The sequence below is a fragment of the Vagococcus hydrophili genome (genome assembly GCF_011304195.1).
Classification (GTDB): Bacteria; Bacillota; Bacilli; order Lactobacillales; family Vagococcaceae; genus Vagococcus; species Vagococcus hydrophili.
This window is the reverse complement of sequence record NZ_CP049887.1, coordinates 689,002-706,710: the sequence shown is the minus strand read 5'-3', so window position 1 is coordinate 706,710 and position 17,709 is coordinate 689,002. Positions and strand designations below refer to the sequence as shown.

Sequence of the window (17,709 nt, the reverse complement as noted above, 5' to 3'; positions counted from 1 at the left end):
TTCAAATAACTCAGGTGTTACAATAAAAGTAATTAAGGGAAGGTAATTTATGAGGGGAGTGTTGGATAATGGAGTTTTATACATATGAGTATTTTGTTAATCAGTCATCACAGAGCCATATGTGGAAATATGTTTTATTTATTGGTTTACTCGGTTTATTACTTTGGGTGATTTTAAAGGAATTTCGTAGCAAAGATAAAATGAAGTATCGAGATTTAATTATTTTAGTTTCTTTGGCCATTGTTTTTACGGCCGGGATCCAAATTAATGAATACGAAGTAGGGAAAACCAATCAAAATAATTCTACTCAGATGGTTAATTTTATTGAAAATATCAGTGAGAATCAAAATAAAAACCCAAAGGAAATTTCGGTTAATTCTAAATATGTGAAAGATGAGATGTTAATCAAGTTAGATGATGTGTATTATCAAATCAATATGAATGCAGATTTGTCTTCTTTTAAATTAGAGGAAACCTACTTAATGAATGCAAGCCAAGTCAAATTAGTGGAGGAGTGAGTTAGATGAAAGAGTACTTAGAAATAGGTATAAAATTAGCGATAGGTTTGATTTCATTAATATTTCAAATGAATTTACTAGGAAAAAGCAATTTAGCCCCAACGTCTTCCTTAGATCAATTACAAAATTTTGTCCTTGGGGGAATTATTGGTGGGATGATTTATAATAGCCAAGTCTCCATTTTACAATTTTTCTTAGTCTTGATTGTTTGGACTTTTTTAGTGACATTGTTTAAATATCTAAAGGAAAATGTGAGCCTCGTGAAACGTTTAATCGATGGACAGCCAGTAATTTTAATAAAAAATGGTGAAGTGTTAGTCGAAAGTTGTGCAAAAAAAGGGATTTCAGCCAGTGATTTAATGTTTAAATTACGTTCGGCTAATGTGTATGATACAAGACAAGTGAAACGAGCGATCCAAGAACAAAATGGCCAGTTAACTATTATTCTCTACGGAGAAGAATTAGTGAGATATCCAATTATAACGAATGGCTTTGTAGATGATGATTTGTTAGATACCTTCGATAAAGACCGGGAGTGGCTAAATAAAGAGTTGGAAAAACAAGGGACAGACCTTTCGAATGTGTATTTGGGTGAATACATTAATGGTAGTTTGTATTTTAGTTTTTATGATAAGAGTAAAGTTAGAAAAAACATAAAAGCAGATTGACGAGTTGAGTCAATCTGCTTTTATCTTACTCTTCTGTGTTTTCTATGTTTGAGAAGAACTCATTAAGATGGATAATAATTTCTTTTTCAGTGGTAGTCTCCACACCATGAATATAATGAGGGAGTGATTTTACTTGGACGCTATTCTCTGATAATTCGAGTAGTAAGGTTTGTGGATCACCAAACTCTTTCCCATCATATAAAACACCAACATGAGTTATTCCATCTGTAAGAACAATTAGTTTATCTGAAGGTAGTCGTAGCGTCCAGCCTAAAGGTAATTCTTTTCTAATCATTATAAATCCTCCTTTTAAAAATTAAGTTATGAAATTAATGGTAATCCTTTCATATATTCGCTTGGTGAGATGCCAGTAGATTTTTTGAAGAGTTTACTAAAGTGATACGCGTCTTGATAACCAACTAAATTAGCAATTTCTTTAATACTATATTGATTTTGTTTAAGTAGTTCTTTGGCTTTTTCCATTCGGACTTTAATGAGGTAGTTAATTGGACTTTCTCCCGTTTCTTGTTTGAATAATTTAGACATATAAGTGGGGCTAATATACATAGAACTAGATAAACTTTCTAAACTAATATCCTCAGAATGATGAGTTTCAAGATAGTGTTTAATTGAGTTGGCTAAGATTGTTTTATCTTTTTCTTTTTGGTTCATTGGATGAATGGGTAATTGTTGTTTGTCGATTTCTCTTAAGATTAAAATGAGAAAATCCGTTGTTAGAAGTTGAATCGTGGTTTCTTGATATAAACGAGCTTCTTTTTTTTCGTCCAATAATCTCTCAACGAGTTGTTTCAAGTAATTTGAATGTTGAGGTCGAATAATCGGAGTTTGAATAGGAATAACATTTTTGTCATAGCCTAGAAATTGAAAATTATCAATCCCTAAGTGCATGTGATGACTGACATCTTCTGTCTCTTCTTCATAGTGTAAGGTATAAGGATTTAAAATAATAATATCCCCTGTATTAACTAAATAATGTTGGTGATTAATATAATAATGACTAGGTCCCTTTAAAACAATACTAATTTCGATAGTATCGTGATAATGAAGAGGGGCTTTTTCCCCTTTTTTGAAATAGCCATCAGCAACATAAAGAATATCAGGGCTAAAAGTCGATTTAGCAGATTCTAACATGGAAAAGCTCCTTAATTAAGTGGTTAATTTTGAATTTATAAAGCAGTTAAAAAAGCAATTAAACCAAAAATGATCCCTGGTAAATTAGCAATAGCAATCGGGAAATCACGTGGTTTTTTCCCTAGTCCGTAAAGAACCCACAAAGAGCAATTAAGTGCTGCAACAAGTGGCTGAATAGGATTTCCTTTGGCGCCGTTTAAGTTATCTATAATTTGAGGGATATAAGAGACATACATCATAATCGACATGGCAGTTGCCACCCAACTTAAGTATTTAATAAACTTCTCTTGATTCATACGCTGCACCTTCTTTCTATAGACTAAACAACAAAGTAACTATAATAATATAGTACATCAAAAGGGTAAGATATGCCATGTTTAAGCGAGTGGTTTACAGGTATTATAAGACAAGTATTTCATTAAGGGAGTGAAGAAAATGGATCATTTAAAATGGATATCTGGCTACATTAAGCCCTATCTAAAAACAGAAATTATCGCAAGTATTATTTTAATTATCAGCTCAGGACTTCAAGTCATTAATCCAATTGTCATTGGTTTGATTGTTAACAATATTGTTTCGGGTAAGGGAGATGAAAATTTAGTTTTGTACTTAAGTATTTTAATTGGTGTAACCGTTTTAAAAATTATTACACGTTACGCTTATCAAAATATGTTTGAGCAAGTTGGGCAAAATGTGTTGTTTGACTTAAGGAATGATATGTACCGAAAGATACATGTTTTAGATTTTGATTATTTTAATCATACACGTGTGGGGGATATTTTAGCTCATATGACAGGAGATATTGATGCGGTGCGCCATTTTGTGTCGTGGCTAGCTTCGACGATTGTGGAAAATGTGTTGTGGTTTGTTTTAGCGATTATTGTCATGTTTAAGATTGATCCAATGTTAGCACTAGCGATGATGCTCATCACACCATTTATTTATATTCTTCAGAGCAAATTGTCAAAAGGGATTTATCCAAAATTTTATGAAATTCGGGAATCTTTCTCACGTTTAAATTCGATGGTGGAAGAAAATATAGGTGGAAATCGAGTAGTTAAAGCATTTGCCAGAGAAGAGTATGAGATTGAAAAATTTAACAAAGTAAATGATGATTACATGGAGAAAAATATGGCGTCCGCACAAGTTTTAAGCACGTATTTACCATGGTTAGAATTTTTTTCAGGTGTGTTATCTGTTATTACTTTAGTTTTAGGTGGTTTTTTAGCGATTAATTCTACCTTATCCATTGGAGCACTCGTGACATTTACCAACTACTTGTGGATGTTAAATAATCCACTTAGAAATAGTGGATGGATTATTAGTGATACACAGCGATTCTTTGCAAGTTCCGTTAAAATTCGTGCTCTGTTAGATGAGCCAGTTCAGATAAAATCAAAAGGAGACCAAGAAAAAAATCAGTTTACAGGGGAAGTTATTTTTGATTCAGTTAATTTTTCATTTCCGGATAATAGTACAATACCTATTCTAAAAGATGTTAATTTTAAGATTGAACCAGGACAAGTTGTGGGGATTTTAGGTAAAACAGGTTCAGGAAAAACAACCTTAGTTCATTTGATTGGACGTTTCTATGAAGCAACATCAGGATCCATTCAAATTGGTGGAAAAGATATTAATGAGTGGTCATTAAAACAACTTCGGGAAAATATTTCCCTTGTGATGCAAGACGCGTTTTTATTCTCAGATTCAATTGAAGAAAATTTGTCATTTGGTGTGGATCAAATAGATATGGGGTATATGGAACGAATGTCTAGTATTGCGGATGCCCACCAGTTTATTGAAAGACTTCCTGAAGGATATCAAACCATTGTTGGTGAAAGAGGAGTCGGGTTGTCTGGCGGTCAAAAACAACGGATATCACTTGCTAGATCGCTTATGACTAAGCCAGCTATTTTGATTTTAGATGACACGACCTCAGCTGTGGATATGACCACAGAAACTAAAATTCAAGAAGGACTAAAAGAAGCGATTGATGGAACAACAACTTTTATCATTGCGCACCGAATTAGCTCTGTAAAAGAAGCCGATATTATTTTGGTTTTAGATGAGGGTGAGATTGTGGAAAGAGGCAATCATGAAACGTTAATGGCAGATGAACATTGTATTTATCACACACTGTACGAAAAACAATTAGGACTGAAGTAGGTGAGTAGACATGGCAAAAAGAAACACATATCAAACAGACGAAGAGTTAAGTAAATCATTTAGTTGGCAGGACTATAAACGATTGGGAACGTATATTAAACCATACAAAAAAGCTGTTATTGGAATTCTTCTGATTATAGTTATTGCTAATTTAGTGGGGATGTTAGGACCTTACTTTATGAAACTAACCATCGATGAGTTTATTCCTAATAAAGAAAAAGTAAAGTTACTACAAATGGGAGCAGTTTATTTAGTTTCTCTATTAATCATTTCATGGTGCATGAGATATCGCATTTTAAAAATCACTGAATTGGGACAAAAAATATTAAAAGACATGCGTGCAGATATTTTTACTCATATTCAGAAATTACCTTTTTCGTATTATGATTCAAAACCTCATGGGAAAATCTTGATTCGTGTGGTGAATTACATTAATACATTAAGCGATTTATTGAGTAATGGCTTAATTAATTTTTTATCAGACATTATTAATATGCTGATTACGCTAGTAGTGATGTTTATGATTGATGTGAAATTAGCACTATATAGTTTGATATTTTTACCATTATTAATTATTGCGACCTTTGTCATTCAACGATTTCAACGAGTCGCTTATCAAACCCTAAGCAATAAGCAATCTAATTTAACAGCCTATATTCATGAAAGCATTGCAGGGGTTCGGATTACACAATCATTTACGAAAGAGGAAAAGAAACAAGAAATTTTTGAAGACTTATCGAATCAATACCGTACTTCTTGGATGAAGGCTGTTCAGATTATGAGGTTACTATGGCCAGCAGTTGAGCTGACTTCGGTCTTTACGATTTGTTTTCTCTACTATATAGGAGCCAAACAAATTGGGATTGAAGTGACAACAGGAACGTTAATTGCGTTTATGGCGTACATGACTAATTTTTGGAACCCAATTATTAATATTGGTAATTTTTACAATCAACTGGTGACTGCTACTGCGTATTTAGAACGTATTTTTGAGACATTGGATGAAGAACCTTTGATTAAAGATAAGGAAAATGCTATTGAATTACCACCAATCAAAGGAGATGTTGTCTTCAATCAGGTAGTATTCCAGTATGAAACAGAGGGTGCTAAAATTTTAAATGGTTTAGATTTTAAAGTGGAAGCAGGAAAGAGTATTGCTTTAGTCGGTCCGACTGGTGCAGGAAAAACGACAGTCATTAATTTGATTAATCGTTTTTATGATGTGACAGATGGGTCAGTTATGATTGATGGCATTAATGTGGAAGATGTCCAACTATTATCGTTAAGAAAACAAATTGGTGTTATGTTACAAGACACATTTATCTTCTCAGGTACGATATTAGAAAACATCCGCTATGGAAAATTAGATGCTACAAGAGATGAAATAATCGAAGCAAGCCGTCTAGTTAGAGCGCATGACTTTATCGAAAAACTACCTAATGGCTACGATACAATCGTCGAAGAAAGAGGAAGTACTTTATCTAGTGGACAGCAACAGTTAATTTCATTCGCGAGAGTCTTACTAGCTGATCCGAAGATTTTAATTTTGGATGAAGCTACAGCGAATATTGATACAGCAACAGAAGAACTTCTGCAAATTGGGTTAAATGAGTTGTTAAAAAATAGAACGTCTTTCATTATAGCTCACCGCTTATCAACGATTAAAAATTGTGATCAGATACTAGTCATTGATGGTGGTAGAGTAAAAGAAAAAGGCTCACACGAAGAGCTGTTACAAACTAAGGGTCATTATGCTAATCTTTATAATTCTCAATTTGAAAATAAATAATTGTTAAATAACGAACAGAATAAAAAAAGAGCATCTTATCGATTTTTATAAGATGTTTTTTTATGGTTTTAAGGGGATTTTAAAAAATATAAATTAGAAAAAAATACCCATTTAATAATGCGGATGATGTATAAAAAATGTATATGTTGACGATGTAAGGCTTTTATATGTTGTGTTACAAACAGTTTTATAGTCATTTGTTTTTTTTATGTTTTATTTTTTATTGACAGAACAGATTTATTAGGTATAGTATGGTATATGTGAAGAGTTTTTAGAGTCTGTTTTATTGTGAAATGTATATTTTAAGAAACGAGGAGAGAGAAATGGTTTATAAGTCGCATTTAAAAATATTGCTGTGTTCATCGGTTTTATTACTGATGCCAGTAATTAATGTTCACGCGGAGGAATTAGTGAAAGAAAAAAGTGTTGAATCAGAAGTTAAAGTAGAACAAATAGATAATAAAGAAGAAGCTGGAAAAACTATGGATTCTACCACGTCTACGTCAACAGCAAAAGAAGAAGTAGTAGAACAACCTAAATCAGAAGAAAAAACTGAAGTATCGAGCAATGAAAAAACTGAAGTGTCAAGCAGTGAAAAAAAAGAACTAACTAGTTCAGAAAAAACGATAAAAAATGATGGAGATGTAGCTTCAAAAGAAACATCATCGACAAAAGAAAAAATACCAACTGAAAAATCGACAATGAATAGTGACACTTCAAAACAAGTTCGGTCAGAGAAAGAAAGTGTTCAGACTAATGATTTTGTTGCATTAGATGTTTTTAAGGATGATACACTTAGAAAGTATATATCAACTTATTTTGATAAAGATGGTGATGGCAAATTATCAGAAAAGGAATTATCTAAAATAAAAACATTGTATTTACCTTATGGCACAAAAACTATGGAAGGGGTTAAATATTTAACGAGTCTAGAAACATTAGACGTAAAAAAAACAGGCTTATCAGCAATAGATGTTAACGGTATGAAAAATTTAACATCTATTTCATTTTTAGGGAATAAGGACTTAAAAACATTAGATTTAAGAAATACTCCTAACTTAATTTCTGCTTGGCATTCTATTAATCAAGAAGTAGTTTATATTTCTGCGGGAATGCTTAATTATATAGGATGTTACAATGTTAAAGATCATACAGGTAATATTGTTATTGATCTGAACGGACATTACACATTAGATAAGAATGGAAATAAAATAGTCAATATGGAAGATATCATTTCAGCTAATCTTTTAAGTGTGTTTAAAAAAAATAAACAATCTGGATTTGATACAAAAACAAACATATTGATTATACCCGCAGGTGAAGTGAAGTCAATTTTTACTGCAGGGAAAGATAATGATGGTAATCCTTCTAAGTGGACCTTCTTTACAAATTTAAATGCATTAGATGATATTGTTGTTACGTTTAACTCAAATGGTGGGACAATTATAGAAGGTCAGACTATTGAAAAGGGAGGAGTGGCAATATATCCAGTAATCCCGATAAAACAAGGATTTATATTTTCAGATTGGTATAAGGATAAGGAGCTGACATTGAAATGGGACTTTTTGTCAAAAATAACGGAAGATCTCACTTTATTTGCCAAATGGGTTCCGGAAAAGGTTGCACCTCCTAAAAAGATAACACAATCAGAAATAAAAGTAGATCAAGTTTCTAGAGAAGTGAAAGATATAGAAGTTAATAAAGCAAGTATCTTACCTACTGAGTTGCCAAAAACAGGTGAGAAAAATAATTCTATTATTTTTGTAGCTATAGGAACTTTAATGTCTTCAATAGGAGCAATAATTTTTAGAAAGAAATAAAAAAATACCCATGATTAAACGGTATCAAAGAAATTAACGTTCAATCTCCAAAATATTAATATCTACTTTTTATGTATAATTAAAATAAAAATGTGTATAAAAGGAGAGAAGTGTATGAATAGGTTTGATCATAAAAAATTGATGCAACAAAAGAAACGTCATAAAAACTATGCAAGAATTACTGTTTTAACAAGTTTAGGATTAGGCGTAGTGCTTGCTAATTCAACAACTGTTAAAGCAGAGGATAAAGAGTGGGCACCGAACACTTCAACAACAATTAAACAAGGTGATAAACAATATACAATTAAGTGGGGAGATTATTTAGAATTAATTTCTAGAGACTCGGGATTAACAATTGGAACTTTGATGAAATTAAACGATTCTATTATTGATGCTAACCTTATTTATGAAGGAAATATTATTTTCTTTGGTGATGGTGTGAATGCTGTGGTTAAAGATTCTAAAGGAAACATAATAGCAAAAACTCCATTGACTCCAGCTGATAAAGAAGGAATTAAAAAAGCTGATGCTCAAAAAGTTAATCGTGCAACTAAAATAAATTCTAAAAAAAATAAAGATTCTAAGATAATAGTAAATGATAATGGGGATGGAACAGGGACAGTAACTAAACCGGTTAAACCAATAAAACCTGACCCAAACAAACCAAAACCACCAGTGAAACCAGATGTTAAAGAAGTGTCTATGAAAATTTACTATTTACAAGTAGCTTCTAAAGATAACTTAGAGGAAGCAGTAGTGTTAAAAGAAGAAACAGTTAAAGCAAAGAAAGGTGAAAAAATCACTATTAAAGCCAAAGAGTTTGACAACATGAATTTAATTAGTGAGTCTTCTGTAACTGTAACAGCTGAGAACAATGCAGAAATTATTTTTGATTATGTTCATAAGGATGCTAGAGAAGTTACTGTTAGAGATATAACAGAAGATGGAAAAGTTCTAGGCGAATTTACTGAGACTGATTTTGATATTTTAGTAGGTGAAAAAATCTCTTATACTGCTGGTGAATATGAGGGCTATGAAGTTGTTGGGACAAAAGAAAAAACTATAACAGTTGATACAGACAATGCTAAGAATATAATTGAATTTACTTACCGTAAGAAAATAGTTGTACCAGTAGAAAAAGTAAATATATCAGTTGAACATATAGGAACTGATGGAGTAGTTTTAAATCAAGAATCTAAATCGGTAGAAAAGGGTTCTACAGTTACGGAGAAATCTTTAGATTTTTCTGACAGAGGTTATGAATTAGTAGGAGAATCAAATCAAACAATCAAAGCAGATAAAAATACAACGATTACCTTTAAATACAAAAAAATAGAGACTAAACCAGTAGCAGAAACTGTAAATGTTTGGATAAAATATGTAGTTAATGATGGATTCCTTATAGAAGATGAAAATAAAATGGTCGAAAAAGGTAAACCATTTAAGGTCGAAGCTAAAGACTTTACAGAAAAAGGTTATATCTTAGATGATGAAGCAACGAAAGAAGTTACAACAGAAGTAGGGACAACGGTTACTTTCAAGTATAAGAGAATTGATCCATTAGAAGGAATGGCAGTTTTAACAACTAAATATGTTGATGAAGCTGGAAATGAAATTCATGAATCTAAAAAAGAAGATGTGAAAATTGGGTATACATACGTAACATACCCAATTGATATTGTTGGATATAAAGAAATAGACTACAAAGGTAGAATTGGAAAAATGGTAGCAGGTGGAATGACAGAAACAATTGTTTATAAAAAAATAGGTGACGTAAATTAAAAAGATACCCCTGAGGTAAAAATGAATCTATAATTTGTATGACTAATAAATCAACTGTCGATTTGTTAGTCATTTTTTTGTTATTGTCATAAATAGGATGTGTTTGCAAAAAAATCAATATCATCCGAAAATTATACAGTAAATTTAGTAGTTACATGGAATGAAAGTTGTATCTCTTATTGGGAAAGGTATTAAGAGTATCAAATGTGAATGAATAGTAATGAATCTGCATGGAGAAATTTAGATGAATCGTAAGAAGCTATCTTGATAAACTACGAAGGACTGAAAAACAGTAATTTTAAGAATTTCAGGAGGAGTGGAAAGTACGACAATCTCAGAAAACAAGGGAAGAAATCTGTTGCCAAAGAAATAACGTGTAACGTAAAGAGTATTCTAAATAGATCTTTAACAAATAAAGAACTGGTATTGTTTGGCTATATCTTTATAACCAAACAATACCAGTTTATACACTTCAAATAGTGAATCATATGCACGATGGTATGGAGGGGAAAAGTTGTTTAACTGTTTCCTCTACTTACTTTGAATAAATGATTTTTCACAACTCTGAATTAAATCTCTTTTTTATTGTTCACAAAACCAAAGTCAGTCCAAGTGTTTTCTTTAGCTAATTCTTCATCTAAAATCATTTCTTTTATGCCAGTTTCTTGAGCTGTTTTTTCAAGAGATAGGTAAAGGATGCTTGGTAAATCATTTCCTACATAATCTTCTTCTAAAATAAATCGGTGAATATAAGCGGCTTGTTTAGTCGGATAATCTTCAATTAAATCAATCACGCCAACTAGTTTAGCGTCATCAAAAATACCATAAAGATATTTGTTATCAGATGAAGTGCCTTCTGGAATGAATTCTGATACAGCGTCTGAATTGTTTAATAAATCGTTTAATTGGCTTAAATGAGCATCAGTTGTTAATAGTTTAATATGGATCGTTGGAAACTTAGGATGTGTAAAATCTTTCATGGGTGAGAAGCTCCTTTTTTTACTATGTTTAATATAGCTTTTCAACTATATTAGTTACTTATAGAATACCTTATATTTACGCAAAAAAATAGTCTGAATTCCAGACTATTTTTTACTTCGAGAGGAGCGCGTCATTCCTTCAAGACTATCTTCCTCGCCTTTAACTCGTAATTGGACTGTATAAGGTTCTTTATAGGTGATACCATCAATTTGATAGGTTCCTCCTAAGATAAAGACACCAAGAGGAATAAGCGTGTCAGCGTCACTAGAGAGCTTAATTTTAGCAACTTCCTTCATATCACGGTAACTACTACCAATCCAAAGCGCTTGATTTCTTATTTTGTAAAAAGGGATCAATTCGTATTTTCCGATTAAGTAATCATTGACTTCTAAATCTTGTTTTTGGATTTTTCCGTCACGAATTAATTCTTCGATAACTTGTTCAATAAGAATAGGACTATCCTCATTAAAGATTAAAGGTAATTTTTTTCCTTGTAAACCACTAGTAGCAGTCGTTTTTAAAATATTATCAGGATTATCAAAGGTTAAATCTTCTGGAACAATGTCTTCAATTAAATTTGTCACATCCCACTTCACTTTTCGATTTTTAAAATAGTAAACGAAATTGATGATAATAAAGTAAGTTAATACAATGAAAATAATTAAATAGATGGATCCTTTAACATAGTTGTCATTTGAGAAATACCCACGAACGATACGTAAAATGTAAAGTGTTGGGAAAATACTTACGATTGTCATAATTTTATTTTGTAGTCTTGGATTAATGTTCAAGTAATTTAAAAACTTACCAATATTGGCTAAGAGTATGGCGGTTAGTGCTTCCATTATTTGTTCCCTCCTTCATCTGGTTTAGTTGGTGATTGGGGAGGTTGGTTATTGTTATTATTCACAACGTTTGAATCTTGCGTAGGTTCTTCACTAGACGGTGGTGTTGTTTGTTCTGTTTTTGGTTCTTCTTTCTTTTTGCTAGGATTCGTTTCGCGTTTAGTGTTTTCATTATTATTGTTGTTATCGTTTGTCTGATTTTTTTCCATATCAGTAGACGCGGTGACTTCTTCTTTAAAACTATTTTTTGTTTTTTTAGTATTATCTTCCGAGGTTGTTTCTTCAGTGATTTTTTTCTGTTTCTTTGTTTCTTCTTTTGTGGAAGGGGTAGTTTGTTCTATTTTTTCTGGTTTTGGACTTTTGTAATTATTACTATCCAAAACAACAGTTGTTGCCCCAATCCCTGTAGAAATACTCAGGATAGCGATAGGTTTTAAAAAGGGTGCAACAATTTTCTTTTTTGACATAAATAAGGCTCCTTTGGAAATTAAACTATTGTTATAATAGCATGAAAAAGTGCAGAATGTTTGAATTCTAAAGGAATATTAAGAAGTTTAGCTGAAAAATAGCTTAAATTTTATTTGTTTAAACCGAATGATGGAAATTATTATAGTAAATCATTTAATTTTTCTTTATAGGATAGATAAGTTTTTTCTGTGAGTTGTTCAGGATTACGTGTTTGATACTCTCTTAATAATCGGCAAAACCAACTAGATGTTTGTTCAAAGTCATAGTAGGACATTTTATATTTTAGAGAGTTGATGAGTAAAAAAGCCTCGTTTATTCTACCTTCATTTAAATAATCTAAAACAAGGTCGTATCGAGACGTGAAAGAACCATCTTCTCTTTGAATTTCACCTAAAGTATCTTGTGAGATATCTTTTTTCAGCAGAACAGCAATGCCTTCCCCTACTAATTTTATTTGACGCATAATAAAGTCTTCTTCCATCATGAGGTGTTCACTCCTTAAATTAGATTATAGTAAATTATAACATATGTAGCGTTTTAAATCTTTTTGTTCGGAGTTTTATAGACACATGATATAATAATGTTATCAAAGTGAAGGAGTGATGATATGGCAAATCTATTCGGAAGTTTATTTGGAACAATCTTGATTTTTCTAGGTTTGTCTATCCAAACGAAATTCACGAGACTCAGTTCTAATCGAACCATTCGACCTGCTATTTGGGCGTATCTAAGTATTGTTCTTGTTATTGTAGGGATTATTCTTTGTTTTTATTTTTTTGAAACATATGTGGCGTTGAGGAAAGGTTAGTTAGGGTGAAGAAGATGAAGAGGCAATCGATTTATCAAGAAATATTAAATTTTAATGTTGAAGAAATTTGGAATATTGTCATTAATCAGGAAGAAACAAGTTGGCGAAGCGATTTAATTAGAACTGAAATTTTAAGCGAGCATACTTTTAAAGAATATAGCGTATTAGGAGCTAAGACGACATTTAAAATTACAAAAATAATGGAAAACCAGTATTATGCTTTTGATATGGAAAGTTCTTTTTTTAAAGGTTATTGGTATGGTGAATTTATTCAACTAGGAGATCAATCTACTAAAATTATCTTTTTTGAAAAAATTTATTTTAGGAACCCTTTGGTATATTTAATGTCTTTTTTTAAATTACACTTAAAAGAGATTCAAAAAAAATATGTAGAGGATTTAAAGAAGAGTTTAACTAATCAGAAAAAGGAGCTGAAATGATGAACAAGAAAGCACTAGTTTTACTGTATGAAGGGATGTCTCTAAGCGAGGTTACGTTATTAACGGATTATTTGACTGTTTTTCAGCCATGTGGTGAGTGGTGGACAATTGATATGGTAGGAGCCAACAAAAAGGTTCCGATAAAAACAGAAGATAGTTTTTTGATCTTACCTAACAAAGAATATGAAGAGGTTGTTTTTTCTGAATATCAAGTGATCATCTTAACAGGAATTATGAATCCGTATCCTATTGCAGAGGATGAGGCACTAATTAATTTCTTAAAACCTCTTGTAGAGATGGAAACTCGACCATTGATTGCAGCGATATCATCTGCTCCTATGCTCCTCGCAAAAGCTGGTATTTTGAAAGGTGTTGCCTTCACATCAGGTCTTTTTGAAGAAACCTTAAATGAATTTTCTTTCTTTGAAAAGGAAAAGATAGTTAGACAACCTCTTGTTTATGATGAATCTGCTGGAGTAGTGACAGCTATTGGATTTGCTTATCGTGAATTTGCAGTGAAAGTTGCTCAATTATTGGGATTTGATTTGGCTGATACTTCCTTTTCTGGTCCAAGGAAAGATAGAGCATATACGCCAGAAGAATTAACCTTTTATATGTATCCCGAGGTGTCAAAATGATAAAAGTCAATATTTATGAATTAGGAGAAATTGAGGATAACTTTCTTGATTTTGCAGTCATCTTTACTAGGTACAAAAATAAGAATGTTTATGTTCGGCATAAAGAAAGAACAACATTTGAAATTCCAGGTGGACATCGAGAGTTAAATGAGACGATTGAAGCTTGTGCTAAAAGGGAGTTAGAAGAAGAGACTGGTGCTAAAAAATATACTATTGTGGCAAAGTTTATTTACGGTGTTGAAAAAAATAGAAAAGAAGATTTCGGACAAGTATTTTTGGCAGAGGTTGAAGAATTTGATACTCAATTGACCCATGAAATAGAAGAAGTCATGTGTTTAAAAGGAGAACCAGAGGAATATACCTATCCTTTGATACAGCCTGTGATTTTGACTGAGATGTTAAAGCGGAATAAATGATGACAGTATCTTAATTATATCCTACGTTTTATGTTATACTTTCCTTGTAGAATAAAGAAGTGAAAAGATGGTGGCTAATCTCTTGAAGAAGGGGTGAGGCCTTATGATTCATAACAGTTTTATCCCTAGAAAGGAATAAACGTGTAAGTTTTTGAGTCGTTGTCACTAATGATTGCTTTCACAACTTTAGTGTTAATGATAAAAGACGATAAGAATCAAAAAAAATAACCATCTTCTAACTTTGGCAGGTTAAGATGGTTAAAAAACATTAAAAACTAAGTCACCGTCTTTTTAACGGTTTTATTTTACGAAAGAAGGGGCATATTGACGTATGCCTCTTTTTATATACCCATAATATCATGATTTTTGAAAAAATTCAAAATATAGAGAGGGATTATGAAGTTACCAATCAAAAAGTAAGCCGTAAGCTAAGGCGATAATCTCCCGTGTGTAGCTCTTAAAAATAGCAGAATTATTTGAGACAGCAGGTAAGCCACTAACAGACTCGATACCTAATCGTTTAGCCAGTAATTTAGCGCGAAAGACATGAAAATCACTTGTCACAATAACAGTATTGTTGAGAGGTTGCTTCTTTTGGGCGTTTAGAATATTTTCCTTTGTTCGAGTAGAAGTGTCTTCCATAATAATCTTATTTTTAGGAATACCTTGTTTGATGAGATAATTTTTCATGACATTTGCTTCACTATCTGGTTCATCGGCTCCTTGACCACCACAAACAATCACGACTGCCTCTGGGTATTCTTCTAAGTAGGCTGCAGCAGTGTCTAATCGTTCTCTTAAAACAACACTAGGATAAGCATCTTCTTTTGTTTTGCCTTTAACTTGAGCGCCTAAAATCAACACTGTGTCAGGCGAGGTGGAAGGCGTGTCTCGGGTGCCACTAAATATTAAGAAAAGAACAATACTAGCATAAATAAAACCTATGGATATTAGGGTGATTAAGGTAATTTTTAATGGTTTATTTTTTAAAATAAAGATCAGCTCCTTATAATTATAAATATTTTTAAATGATCGTTTTTTATATTATAACTTATTCTTGATAGATGCTAAATTTTTATCGAATATGATGAAAGTTAACTTCTATGTATACAATAATTTAAAAGCATCAGAGTTATCGAAAGTAATAAACGGATAAGAACATGTGAAAGAGTAATTTTATGTAGTATAAAGTACCCATTCAAAAGTGCTGAAAGGAACAAAAGGATGACACCAGAGTATAAAAAACGATAGTCTATAATAGATAATAAGACGAGTGTTGAACCTAGAACGTTACACGAAAGAATTATTGGATGTTTAAAAAATGAGATAGATTTTAGAGACACGAAAAGCATTAAACCAGAATATAAAGAAGAGAAAGTTATTAATAAGATTTTCAAAAGTGAATCACTCCTTTTTTGTTATAAATTTATTAAACAATGTGGGGTGTACAACACGTCAAGTCGATGGGAGGAAAAAAATGCGAATAGGTCAATTTATTGAAGAAATGAAAACAACTAAGGAAACCATCAGATATTATATAGATGAGAAACTAATGACACCTAAAAAGGTAGATGGAAGGTATGAGTTTACTGAAAAAGATAAAAAGGATTTTAAAAGTATTAGAGAGCTTAGGGAAATGGGATTATCTATCAGAGTGATTAAAGAAATCAAAAAGAATAAAGAGTTTTGCGATACTAAAAAACAATGGGAATCTAATCTTAATATTATTGACTCTGAATTAGTAAAAATAGAAATCGAATTAGAGAGATTGAGTAATGAAAAAATAGCCTTAATTAATGCTAAAAAGAAATTAAAAAACAAACTATGAAAAGATAGAGGAAAATATATGAAAATAAAAACGTATGAACTTGATGAAATAGCTGACGAGCTACTAATTATTGCGATGATTGTTACCAAGTGTAATCAAAAAAATGTTTATGTACGTCATAGAGAAAGAAAAACATATGAAGTCCCTGGTGGACATCGGGAATTGAATGAATCAATAGAAGATTGTGCGAAAAGGGAATTAATGGAAGAAACAGGTGCGACGGAGTTTGTAATTAAACCTATATTTACATTAGGAATCGAAGAGAACGGTATAGAAGATTATGGGCAGCTATTTATAGCAGAAGTTGAAGAATTTGCGAGTGAGTTAGAATATGAGATGGAAGAAGTTTTATGTATTGATGGAGAACCTAGGGAATACACGTATCCTTCTATCCAATTAGCAATAAAAGAAGAACTCATAAAAAGAGGTGTTAAATATTAAAGAATTAAAGAATTTAATACCTATCGATGATGGAGTGATGAGCGTTTATGAAATCGGAAATGGTGATCAAACACTTGTTTTTCTATCAGGTGGGTTAACAGCAAGTCCAATACTAGATTTTAAGATGCTATACGACTGTTTAAAAGATGATTTTAAAATTATTGTCGTTGAAAAATTTGGCTATGGGTTCAGCAGTGACACAGACATGTCGAGAGATATCGATGTGATGTTAGAGGAAACTAGGGAATTATTAAAGATAAAAGGAATACAATCACCATATGTATTAGTTCCACATTCTATGTCAGGAATCGAAGCTTTGTATTGGCATCAAAAGTACCCAGAAGAAGTATCAGCTATTATTGGATTAGACATGGCAATGTATGAAGCATATGAAATGTTAAAAATAAATTTACTTGGATTAAAGATGAATCGATTACTAATAAAGGTCGGTTTGACTAAATTGTTTCCTAAAACTGTAGAATCAGATGCAGTAAAATATGGTAATTTAAATCAAATTGAAAAAGATATATATAACCAATTGTTTCATAAGAACTTTACTTCAAAAGCTACCCTTAACGAGGTTAAAAAAATAAAAGAAAATAGTCTATTGATAAGGGATGTGAATATTGAAAATTTACCCATCCTAGTATTAGTTTCTAATGGGAAAGGAACAGGTATTGCAAAAAAAAGATGGTTAAGTATCCAACAGAATTTATCCAAGAAAAGTAAGTACGGGAAAATAATTTATTATGATTGTCCTCATTACATTCACAATCATCAAGCAAAAGAAATTTCAGAAGAAATAAAGATTTTTGTGAGAGATAAATATTGTTGAAGCTAACTTTATTCTAATTACTATATAAATTGATTCATTACAACACGTGAAAAATATTTTTTACTAGAACATATGAAAAATGGGGTTATTATTAATCGTTGGTTAAAAAAGTGG

General features: G+C 31.6%; 21 protein-coding genes. 13 read left to right on the top strand and 8 right to left on the bottom strand.

Annotated elements, in window-relative coordinates:
- Positions 1-68: 68 nt before the first annotated feature.
- Together G7082_RS03410 and G7082_RS03405 are read left to right on the top strand one after the other, a co-directional pair.
- Positions 69-518 (top strand): DUF3290 domain-containing protein, encoded by a 450-nt coding sequence (locus G7082_RS03410; protein WP_166033824.1) that lies wholly within the window; start codon positions 69-71, stop codon positions 516-518.
- A 5-nt stretch (positions 519-523) separates the two neighbouring features.
- Positions 524-1,186, top strand: coding sequence for a DUF421 domain-containing protein (locus tag G7082_RS03405; protein WP_166033823.1), 663 nt, complete (start codon positions 524-526; stop codon positions 1,184-1,186).
- A gap of 25 nt (positions 1,187-1,211) precedes the next feature.
- Here the strand turns inward: G7082_RS03405 and G7082_RS03400 are convergent, their stop codons facing one another.
- Genes G7082_RS03400 through G7082_RS03390 form a run of 3 tightly spaced genes read right to left on the bottom strand, consistent with a single transcriptional unit; the run spans position 1,212 to position 2,634 of the window.
- Positions 1,212-1,481 carry a hypothetical protein gene (locus G7082_RS03400; protein WP_166033822.1) on the bottom strand — a complete coding sequence of 90 codons (270 nt, stop codon included), beginning with the start codon at positions 1,479-1,481 and terminating at the stop codon, positions 1,212-1,214.
- Between the two features lie 26 nt (positions 1,482-1,507).
- Positions 1,508-2,338 carry an AraC family transcriptional regulator gene (locus G7082_RS03395; RefSeq protein ID WP_166033821.1) on the bottom strand — a complete coding sequence of 277 codons (831 nt, stop codon included), beginning with the start codon at positions 2,336-2,338 and terminating at the stop codon, positions 1,508-1,510.
- A gap of 35 nt (positions 2,339-2,373) precedes the next feature.
- Positions 2,374-2,634, bottom strand: a complete 261-nt coding sequence (locus tag G7082_RS03390; protein ID WP_166033820.1) for a SemiSWEET family transporter — start codon at positions 2,632-2,634, stop codon at positions 2,374-2,376.
- Between the two features lie 139 nt (positions 2,635-2,773).
- On the opposite strand from G7082_RS03390, the gene G7082_RS03385 reads away from it, so the two are divergent.
- The 4 genes from G7082_RS03385 (at position 2,774) to G7082_RS03370 (ending at position 9,895) form a co-directional block, all read left to right on the top strand.
- The gene (locus G7082_RS03385) at positions 2,774-4,504 is read left to right on the top strand and encodes an ABC transporter ATP-binding protein (protein ID WP_166033819.1); all 1,731 of its coding nucleotides are present in this window, start codon (positions 2,774-2,776) and stop codon (positions 4,502-4,504) included.
- Between the two features lie 10 nt (positions 4,505-4,514).
- Entirely contained in the window at positions 4,515-6,293 is a 1,779-nt protein-coding gene (locus G7082_RS03380; protein ID WP_166033818.1) for an ABC transporter ATP-binding protein, read from the top strand.
- A gap of 410 nt (positions 6,294-6,703) precedes the next feature.
- On the top strand, positions 6,704-8,113 hold the full coding sequence (locus G7082_RS03375) for an InlB B-repeat-containing protein (RefSeq protein ID WP_166033817.1): 1,410 nt from the start codon (positions 6,704-6,706) through the stop codon (positions 8,111-8,113).
- 114 nt (positions 8,114-8,227) lie between these two features.
- A complete protein-coding gene (locus tag G7082_RS03370) occupies positions 8,228-9,895 on the top strand; it encodes a MucBP domain-containing protein (protein WP_166033816.1) in 1,668 nt (555 codons plus the stop codon).
- A 569-nt stretch (positions 9,896-10,464) separates the two neighbouring features.
- On the opposite strand, the gene G7082_RS03365 is transcribed toward G7082_RS03370, so the two are convergent.
- The 4 genes from G7082_RS03365 to G7082_RS03350 all read right to left on the bottom strand — a co-directional run bounded on the left by G7082_RS03365 (position 10,465) and on the right by G7082_RS03350 (position 12,673).
- Positions 10,465-10,875: a GNAT family N-acetyltransferase gene (locus tag G7082_RS03365; protein ID WP_166033815.1), complete on the bottom strand. Its 411-nt coding sequence runs from the start codon at positions 10,873-10,875 to the stop codon at positions 10,465-10,467.
- 105 nt (positions 10,876-10,980) lie between these two features.
- Complete coding sequence (locus tag G7082_RS03360) at positions 10,981-11,721, bottom strand: DUF6681 family protein (protein WP_166033814.1); 741 nt, start codon at positions 11,719-11,721, stop codon at positions 10,981-10,983.
- Positions 11,721-12,188 (bottom strand): hypothetical protein, encoded by a 468-nt coding sequence (locus tag G7082_RS03355; protein ID WP_166033813.1) that lies wholly within the window; start codon positions 12,186-12,188, stop codon positions 11,721-11,723. Before G7082_RS03355 ends, G7082_RS03360 begins: the two co-directional genes overlap by 1 nt.
- Before the next feature lie 140 nt (positions 12,189-12,328).
- The gene (locus G7082_RS03350) at positions 12,329-12,673 is read right to left on the bottom strand and encodes a DUF6483 family protein (RefSeq protein WP_166033812.1); all 345 of its coding nucleotides are present in this window, start codon (positions 12,671-12,673) and stop codon (positions 12,329-12,331) included.
- A 123-nt stretch (positions 12,674-12,796) separates the two neighbouring features.
- Here G7082_RS03350 and G7082_RS03345 point away from each other — a divergent pair, with 123 nt between their 5' ends.
- From G7082_RS03345 to G7082_RS03330, 4 genes are read left to right on the top strand one after another with little or no spacing between them, the layout of a single operon-like run.
- Positions 12,797-12,997 (top strand): hypothetical protein, encoded by a 201-nt coding sequence (locus tag G7082_RS03345; protein WP_166033811.1) that lies wholly within the window; start codon positions 12,797-12,799, stop codon positions 12,995-12,997.
- A 14-nt stretch (positions 12,998-13,011) separates the two neighbouring features.
- Positions 13,012-13,437: a hypothetical protein gene (locus tag G7082_RS03340; protein WP_166033810.1), complete on the top strand. Its 426-nt coding sequence runs from the start codon at positions 13,012-13,014 to the stop codon at positions 13,435-13,437.
- Complete coding sequence (locus G7082_RS03335; RefSeq protein WP_166033809.1) at positions 13,437-14,075, top strand: DJ-1/PfpI family protein; 639 nt, start codon at positions 13,437-13,439, stop codon at positions 14,073-14,075. Before G7082_RS03340 ends, G7082_RS03335 begins: the two co-directional genes overlap by 1 nt.
- On the top strand, positions 14,072-14,491 hold the full coding sequence (locus G7082_RS03330; protein WP_166033808.1) for an NUDIX hydrolase: 420 nt from the start codon (positions 14,072-14,074) through the stop codon (positions 14,489-14,491). The genes G7082_RS03335 and G7082_RS03330 overlap by 4 nt, the downstream gene beginning before the upstream one ends.
- Positions 14,492-14,893: 402 nt before the next feature.
- Here the strand turns inward: G7082_RS03330 and G7082_RS03325 are convergent, their stop codons facing one another.
- Positions 14,894-15,355, bottom strand: coding sequence for a YdcF family protein (locus G7082_RS03325; RefSeq protein WP_238842686.1), 462 nt, complete (start codon positions 15,353-15,355; stop codon positions 14,894-14,896).
- Positions 15,356-15,968: 613 nt separating this feature from the next.
- Between G7082_RS03325 and G7082_RS03320 the strand changes: the two genes are divergently transcribed.
- Genes G7082_RS03320 through G7082_RS03310 form a run of 3 tightly spaced genes read left to right on the top strand, consistent with a single transcriptional unit; the run spans position 15,969 to position 17,595 of the window.
- Entirely contained in the window at positions 15,969-16,319 is a 351-nt protein-coding gene (locus G7082_RS03320; protein WP_166033807.1) for a MerR family transcriptional regulator, read from the top strand.
- A gap of 18 nt (positions 16,320-16,337) precedes the next feature.
- Positions 16,338-16,760: an NUDIX domain-containing protein gene (locus G7082_RS03315; RefSeq protein ID WP_166033806.1), complete on the top strand. Its 423-nt coding sequence runs from the start codon at positions 16,338-16,340 to the stop codon at positions 16,758-16,760.
- Between the two features lie 37 nt (positions 16,761-16,797).
- Positions 16,798-17,595, top strand: a complete 798-nt coding sequence (locus tag G7082_RS03310) for an alpha/beta hydrolase (protein WP_166033805.1) — start codon at positions 16,798-16,800, stop codon at positions 17,593-17,595.
- Positions 17,596-17,709: the final 114 nt, after the last annotated feature.

What these genes read in the sequence shown, in the direction of transcription:
- G7082_RS03370 (WP_166033816.1), top strand. Translation starts at nt 8,228, where the DNA reads ATGAATAGGTTTGATCATAAAAAATTGATGCAACAAAAGAAACGTCAT.
- G7082_RS03350 (WP_166033812.1), bottom strand. Translation starts at nt 12,673, where the DNA reads ATGATGGAAGAAGACTTTATTATGCGTCAAATAAAATTAGTAGGGGAA.
- G7082_RS03315 (WP_166033806.1), top strand. Translation starts at nt 16,338, where the DNA reads ATGAAAATAAAAACGTATGAACTTGATGAAATAGCTGACGAGCTACTA.
- G7082_RS03330 (WP_166033808.1), top strand. Translation starts at nt 14,072, where the DNA reads ATGATAAAAGTCAATATTTATGAATTAGGAGAAATTGAGGATAACTTT.
- G7082_RS03360 (WP_166033814.1), bottom strand. Translation starts at nt 11,721, where the DNA reads ATGGAAGCACTAACCGCCATACTCTTAGCCAATATTGGTAAGTTTTTA.
- G7082_RS03405 (WP_166033823.1), top strand. Translation starts at nt 524, where the DNA reads ATGAAAGAGTACTTAGAAATAGGTATAAAATTAGCGATAGGTTTGATT.
- G7082_RS03410 (WP_166033824.1), top strand. Translation starts at nt 69, where the DNA reads ATGGAGTTTTATACATATGAGTATTTTGTTAATCAGTCATCACAGAGC.
- G7082_RS03390 (WP_166033820.1), bottom strand. Translation starts at nt 2,634, where the DNA reads ATGAATCAAGAGAAGTTTATTAAATACTTAAGTTGGGTGGCAACTGCC.
- G7082_RS03340 (WP_166033810.1), top strand. Translation starts at nt 13,012, where the DNA reads ATGAAGAGGCAATCGATTTATCAAGAAATATTAAATTTTAATGTTGAA.
- G7082_RS03310 (WP_166033805.1), top strand. Translation starts at nt 16,798, where the DNA reads ATGAGCGTTTATGAAATCGGAAATGGTGATCAAACACTTGTTTTTCTA.
- G7082_RS03385 (WP_166033819.1), top strand. Translation starts at nt 2,774, where the DNA reads ATGGATCATTTAAAATGGATATCTGGCTACATTAAGCCCTATCTAAAA.
- G7082_RS03345 (WP_166033811.1), top strand. Translation starts at nt 12,797, where the DNA reads ATGGCAAATCTATTCGGAAGTTTATTTGGAACAATCTTGATTTTTCTA.
- G7082_RS03400 (WP_166033822.1), bottom strand. Translation starts at nt 1,481, where the DNA reads ATGATTAGAAAAGAATTACCTTTAGGCTGGACGCTACGACTACCTTCA.
- G7082_RS03365 (WP_166033815.1), bottom strand. Translation starts at nt 10,875, where the DNA reads ATGAAAGATTTTACACATCCTAAGTTTCCAACGATCCATATTAAACTA.
- G7082_RS03320 (WP_166033807.1), top strand. Translation starts at nt 15,969, where the DNA reads ATGCGAATAGGTCAATTTATTGAAGAAATGAAAACAACTAAGGAAACC.
- G7082_RS03355 (WP_166033813.1), bottom strand. Translation starts at nt 12,188, where the DNA reads ATGTCAAAAAAGAAAATTGTTGCACCCTTTTTAAAACCTATCGCTATC.
- G7082_RS03335 (WP_166033809.1), top strand. Translation starts at nt 13,437, where the DNA reads ATGAACAAGAAAGCACTAGTTTTACTGTATGAAGGGATGTCTCTAAGC.
- G7082_RS03380 (WP_166033818.1), top strand. Translation starts at nt 4,515, where the DNA reads ATGGCAAAAAGAAACACATATCAAACAGACGAAGAGTTAAGTAAATCA.
- G7082_RS03395 (WP_166033821.1), bottom strand. Translation starts at nt 2,338, where the DNA reads ATGTTAGAATCTGCTAAATCGACTTTTAGCCCTGATATTCTTTATGTT.